Here is a 5,661-nt window from a genome sequence, read left to right as displayed (position 1 = left end):
TTGTTCGTCCATTTCGCGGTATCCATAAAAAGTATCTGCATCTCTATGTAGCCATGTTTGAGTGGGCTTACAATTTACGTTGGATTGATTTTGACTTCCTCCGCCGTCTTCTTGTCCCTCCTTTCACCTATTTACCCACATGAGCGAAAACTTTTTGTTCTTTAGGCTTGATCCCATCTCCCGATTCACTGAGATTCAACGAAATCGAGAAGCCATTGCCGAGGGATTTATTGAGATTTAAGCCTATTTGATAGCTGTCAGGGCGATCGCGTCCCAATTGATAACGAAAATTTAGCCCACTCGTGATTTCCCAGAATAGTTTTTGGCGATAATTGGCGGTGAAATCTAGTAGAGATGGATTAGTCAGCTTCATGCTAGAAGATGAATTGCTAGATGGATTATTCGATGAATTGGAAGATGAGTTAGAAGACAAATTAGAAGATAAAAAGTTGGCACTGCGATGTTCGAGCGTAAAGCCAAAGGACTGATCTAAAGGATTGGTTTCCCCTGATTTGATAAATTCGTAACCCAAACGAGCCGCTAGCCCTAGCCCTAATTGTTCGGCATTACTAAGAGCCATATCCCAAGAAATATTACCTAAGGTTGTCGCCAAAGCTCCCTCTATTCCCATGATTTGTTGACGGAGATCGGCTTGGAGATAGCCACCCATTGAGAGGGTGTTATTAATTCCTTGACGATAGGCGGCAAAAATAGTCGGTGATGTGAAATCATAACTAGTGCCATTACCGCTAGTTATGCTGGGGAAACCCAAGATATAGGCGAATTGCTGCACATTGGGAGCAAGTAGACTTGAGGCGATCGCATTGCTAAAGTCCAAACGCTGCACTCGTCCCACATTATCGGTGATCACTAACTGCACATCATTCACCCCAGAACCAAGGGTCAGATTCCGAATATCTTGCTGACCTGCCTTTAGTTCTAGAGTTTGCAGCAGTCTACCATTGACAAACACTTCTACGGTGGAGGGATTTTCTAAAAAAAATTCGTATTGACTGACAGGACTGTTGATCAGATAGGGTTGCAAGCTGTAATTACGGGCGATCGACAATCCTAATAAGGGTTTGCTGAGTTGATAGCCAACAGTAGGAACTCCCAGATCGCCGATCGCATAGGTGACAGCGCGATCGATATCATCATGAACGATCCGAAAATTACCCCGCTTCCATTCTGGACTAGCCCGTTCGACAAAGGAGAAATTACCTTCTAAAACCCAACCGTTCCAATTAAAAGCTGTATCAAAGTTGAGATTTAGCGGTTGCCGACCCGTATTACTGGAATTGCCCGTATTAGCGAAGACAAACTTTTCACCACCGCGAACTGTCAAATAGCCACTAAATCGACTCGGCAAAATCGCATTAGCTGCTTCGGGATCTCCTGATTGTGAACTTAAAACATTGACTTTGCGCTGCGCTGGAGGGACTTCGATGAATAGTTGCAATTTCCGATCGTCAAAGACAACTTTTAAGCCATTTTCGCGCAATAAATCGATCGCAATGTTCTTTTCTTTATCAAGCCCAGCTTGCAACTTGTCGAGGACTTCAGGACGCGCCACTTCCTTCAAGTTGTCAAGCAGAATTGTGGAATTGATCCTAATTTTTGAGCGATTATTAGCCTCCAATAGAATAGGAATCCGCCCCTTAATTTGCCCATCGATTGACCAAGAAACGGTTAGCCTCTGATTGCCCTGTGGCGACTGAGGTCGCTTAAATACCTGTTGAAAAAGCGCGTCTTCGGGGGGATCGGGTGCGATTTTTTGGGCTAGCGCGGCTCTGGGAACTAACAAAATAAGGCTGATGACAGCGAGGAAAATCTGGCTGGCAAAACTCATTAAATCTATTGCTTATAGTCAAAAGTCGCAGTCACAGTTCCCTGTGGTAAATCCGCAGGATAGGAAATCACAAAGCGGCGCTTATGATTTGCCAAAATATTTTGACCAGTAATTTCCTTAAGTTGTTCAGTTGTGAGCGCTACGGTTTTACCGCCACTGGCAAGGTTTAACTTAAAATCTGCCAAGGTTGCTCTAGCTGCACCTTGATTGGCAAAAGTAATCGCAATTACGGGTTTATCCTTTTCTTTTTGGACAATGACATTATCTAAAACTAGTTTAGGCTCTGCATTCTCAGGACGGACATAGAGAGAACCCATATATTTCAGCAAAATCTCGACCTTAGCTGTTACTTTGGTTGGTTTGCCAGCTTCAGGCTTGGTGAGATTAATCGGTACTTGTTCGGATACTAGGCGATAGTAAAGCTCCTTAGTTGGGTTTGAGTCGCCCACCCATGTCACGAGTACGGTTTGCTTGGTATTTGGTTGGAGAATTACCTGCGGTGGATAGATCAAAAAGTTATCATCGGCGGGTGTATAGCTTTCGTTGCCATCTATGTCCATTTCACGAGTAACCACTGACAATTGGACTGCCTCTGGTTCGTTGCTATCGCTAGTCAGCTCGTAGGATTGGCTTGCCTCGTTGCCGATGGGAGTAAATGTCCGCGAAATGGGCGAAATTTTAAAGGCGAAGCTGGGTTGAATATTTACCAGTAATAGAAATAATGTCAGCCAGAGTTTAGAAAATTGTAATCTCATATTTGTAGACAAAGAAAGAGCTAGCTAATTATCGTAGGCAGTGAAAGTAATGCTACCTGTGTAAGTCCCCGCCGCTTGATTGGGAGGTATAGTAAAACTAATGAAAATACTTGAAGCAGGTGCAACCCCAGCACTAGAGCTTCTGGTTAATTGCAGAGGATTAGAATCATAATAGCTGGGCGATCGCATGGACGCATTGGACGATGTAGCGTCAGCACCTAGAGCTTCACCCAATCCGCCAAATTCTATAAAATTAGAACCCGATACTAATCTCCAATTACTAGCACTAGTTACGGTAACTTTAAGTCCATTCCCACTGTTAGTTAATAAACCAGATATAGCGGCAATCTTAATACCAGTATAAGCATTACCAGGAGTCAAAGGAAGAGAACCAGCATCAGGCGCAGGAGATAATGTAATTGGTAAAGCAGCAGGAACAGTACCACTCAAGTTAACCGTGGCTGTAGAGCCAGCAAATGCAGCCGCATTAATCATGAGAGAGGCGGTTGCAGCCAAGCTAGAAGCCAAAAGAATACGATGAACTTTGATCATGATTACTAGTGTTGTAACTACTGGATAAAAACTCGAAACGTCACCTCAGAAAGGATATAAGATGATTAACTTACATCCTTTCCGAGTAACAATTTTTGTGCTTTTGGGTGTTCTATTTTTGATCTTTGTCCTGTAGTTAGGATGTTTAGTTATCTATCGGCGGCAGTGAAAGTAATACTTCCCGTGTAATTACCTGCGGCTTGAGTACTTGGTACATTGTAATTAATGAAAATGCTTGAATCTGGTGCAAGTCCCGAACTAGTAGACTTTGTGTAACCGAGTTCAATAGCTTGACCGTCAGGAAGCGGGGCATCATGATTCATCGTGTGAGTTGTAGCGGTAGCACCGCTAGCTTGATAAAAATTGCCTATGGCTATAGCATTCGCCCCCGATACCAACTTCCAAGAACTAGTTGCAGTAACTTTAAGTCCAGTCGCACTGTTGCTTGTGGCACCAGTTATAGTGCCAATCTTAACTATACGTAAACCAGGGGACAAATCAAGAGAAGCGCTATTACTCGAAGGAGTTACGGTAATTGTTAGAGTAGAAGGAACAGTACCACTCAAGTCAACTTTGCCAGTAGTGCCAGCAAATGCAGGTGAATTCGCCACTAGAGAGGCGGTTGCAGCCAAGCCAGAAGCCAAAAGAATGCGCTTAAATTTATTCATAATTACCAGTGATGTCTCGGATGTTCAGTCAAATATTGATTGCAGTAACAGTAATACTTCTTATGTATTGAGTTGCATAATTTTAACTGTCTCGGATAATTTTTTTGGTTTGGAATAGATAGCTTAATCTATCCCTTTGCGAAGTACCTTAGATTAGAAGTTTGGTAGATCGGTGTAGAGATTATTAGTCTCTACACCGATCTATCCCCCCGCCCCCCAGTTGGTGGTACTGGTCATCAAATAAACGATTAACGTATCTACCTTATGAATCTCATTAAAGCAGCAAAATCAGAAAAATTATTGTCAGTATATTTCCCTAAAAACTGACAAAATAAAATGCCAGTTGTATGCTATTGACTAATTCCTTGACTGTATTTGTGTAAAATATACTGTAGGGCTTGATTAAGTACAGGGTTTTGGCTATGTCTAGACTGTCGAGTGCTGGAGTGGAGAAAGTCAATATCGCTATTAAAAATAGTGGTCGGAATAAAACCGATCGCTATTGGCGAGAAAAAGCGCTCGTGTCTCAAGAAACTTGGAATCGGTTTCGGACTGGCAAAGTAAGGATTAGTTTTGCGAACTTTGTAGCCTGCTGCGAAGTATTGGAGCTTGATCCCAAGGAACTAAAAGAACAAACACTTGAAGAGACAAACTTCAGCTTTTTGGGAAGGGCTAGCGCCTTAGAAAGTCTGAAAATGCTAGCAAAGACTAACCGCATAATTGCGATCCACGGTGTGGGTGGTCAGGGCAAGACGACTCTGGCTCAGAATTATTTACAGGAGCTAGAGAGTAATGGGTATAAAGTTATTGAGCTATATATGCCCATTGATGTCACAAACATTCCTTCAGCTAAAAGCGTTTTAGACGAGTGGTTTAATCGCGACTTTCATGAAATGTCTTCCTCCCAGTTTGTAGTTACGTTAGACAGACTGCGGCGGATCATTAAAGAGCAAAAACTCGCTATTTTAGTTGACAATATCGAGAGATTGCTGGATGAGAATGGGAAGTTCATTCCAGAGCATACTCAATATTTAGATCTATTTAGTGTGCTGTCCGATCACGCCACCCAATCCATTACGATTGTGACCAGTCGATGCCGTTTGCTAGAGTCTAGATTACGCAGTGTTTACAACTATGCGATTCCGTCATTAAGTCAGACAGATTGGCAAGATTACTTTACCTATAGCAATGTGCTTTTTGATGAGCAGTCATTGGCAGAAATGCATAGTAAGCTGGGGGGAAATGCTAAAGCCATGACTAGTCTATGTGGCGAAATCCATATGGACTTCGATCGCAATGCTACAATTTTCTGGGAACAATGCGGGGCGGATATAATGGCTACGGCAGATTTAAAAGATTTGGTGGCTGGACATTTGGATCGGTTGTTAAAGGTGGAGCCACTAGCCTATGCTTTATTAAAGCGGATGGGTTGTTATCGTTATCAAAGTATTCCCCATATTCCGATTGAAGCTTTGTTCTATCAGTTATGGGATAGCCCTGAAGCAGAGCATATCAGAATTATTGAAGTTCTCAGAAATCGGTCATTATTGGAATTAGCGAATGACGAATATTCACTACATCCCCTTGTGCGTGCGGAAGCGGTGCATCTTCTCAAGCAAAATCAAGAAGAATTCGATCAAGCACATAACAGCGCTGCTGATTTTTGGAAAGCGAAGGTTCAGTCCTTAGATACGGACAAAGATCTGCTTATGTCATTTGAGTCATGCTATCACTACTTAGGGCTTGCTGAAAAAACAAGAAAACCATACAAGCAATGGTATCCAAGGAGATCTAAAACTGGTAAAATGCAAGGAAAAGTAGGGAAAGCACGAAAAAC

General features: G+C 42.6%; 5 protein-coding genes. 1 reads left to right on the top strand and 4 read right to left on the bottom strand.

Annotated features, from left to right (window positions below; genetic code table 11):
- Positions 1-127: 127 nt before the first annotated feature.
- The 4 genes from H6F44_RS22080 to H6F44_RS22065 form a co-directional block, all read right to left on the bottom strand.
- Positions 128-1,849, bottom strand: a complete 1,722-nt coding sequence (locus H6F44_RS22080; protein WP_190353240.1) for a fimbria/pilus outer membrane usher protein — start codon at positions 1,847-1,849, stop codon at positions 128-130.
- A gap of 5 nt (positions 1,850-1,854) precedes the next feature.
- The gene (locus H6F44_RS22075) at positions 1,855-2,604 is read right to left on the bottom strand and encodes a fimbrial biogenesis chaperone (RefSeq protein ID WP_190353239.1); all 750 of its coding nucleotides are present in this window, start codon (positions 2,602-2,604) and stop codon (positions 1,855-1,857) included.
- Between the two features lie 24 nt (positions 2,605-2,628).
- Positions 2,629-3,156 carry a hypothetical protein gene (locus H6F44_RS22070; RefSeq protein ID WP_190353238.1) on the bottom strand — a complete coding sequence of 176 codons (528 nt, stop codon included), beginning with the start codon at positions 3,154-3,156 and terminating at the stop codon, positions 2,629-2,631.
- 149 nt (positions 3,157-3,305) lie between these two features.
- Positions 3,306-3,788, bottom strand: coding sequence for a hypothetical protein (locus H6F44_RS22065; RefSeq protein WP_190353237.1), 483 nt, complete (start codon positions 3,786-3,788; stop codon positions 3,306-3,308).
- A 458-nt stretch (positions 3,789-4,246) separates the two neighbouring features.
- Between H6F44_RS22065 and H6F44_RS22060 the strand changes: the two genes are divergently transcribed.
- Positions 4,247-5,661, top strand: a 1,415-nt coding sequence (locus H6F44_RS22060) for an ATP-binding protein (RefSeq protein WP_190353236.1), incomplete at its 3' end; no start/stop codon positions are given.

The organism is Pseudanabaena cinerea FACHB-1277 (assembly GCF_014696345.1).
Taxonomy (GTDB): Bacteria; Cyanobacteriota; Cyanobacteriia; order Pseudanabaenales; family Pseudanabaenaceae; genus Pseudanabaena; species Pseudanabaena cinerea.
The sequence above is the reverse complement of the archived record's forward strand: the minus strand, read 5'-3'. Positions and strand labels throughout refer to the sequence as shown.

Bases quoted from the DNA above. Each gene is read 5' to 3' on its own strand.
- H6F44_RS22080 (WP_190353240.1), bottom strand. From the start codon at position 1,849: ATGAGTTTTGCCAGCCAGATTTTCCTCGCTGTCATCAGCCTTATTTTG.
- H6F44_RS22075 (WP_190353239.1), bottom strand. From the start codon at position 2,604: ATGAGATTACAATTTTCTAAACTCTGGCTGACATTATTTCTATTACTG.
- H6F44_RS22070 (WP_190353238.1), bottom strand. From the start codon at position 3,156: ATGATCAAAGTTCATCGTATTCTTTTGGCTTCTAGCTTGGCTGCAACC.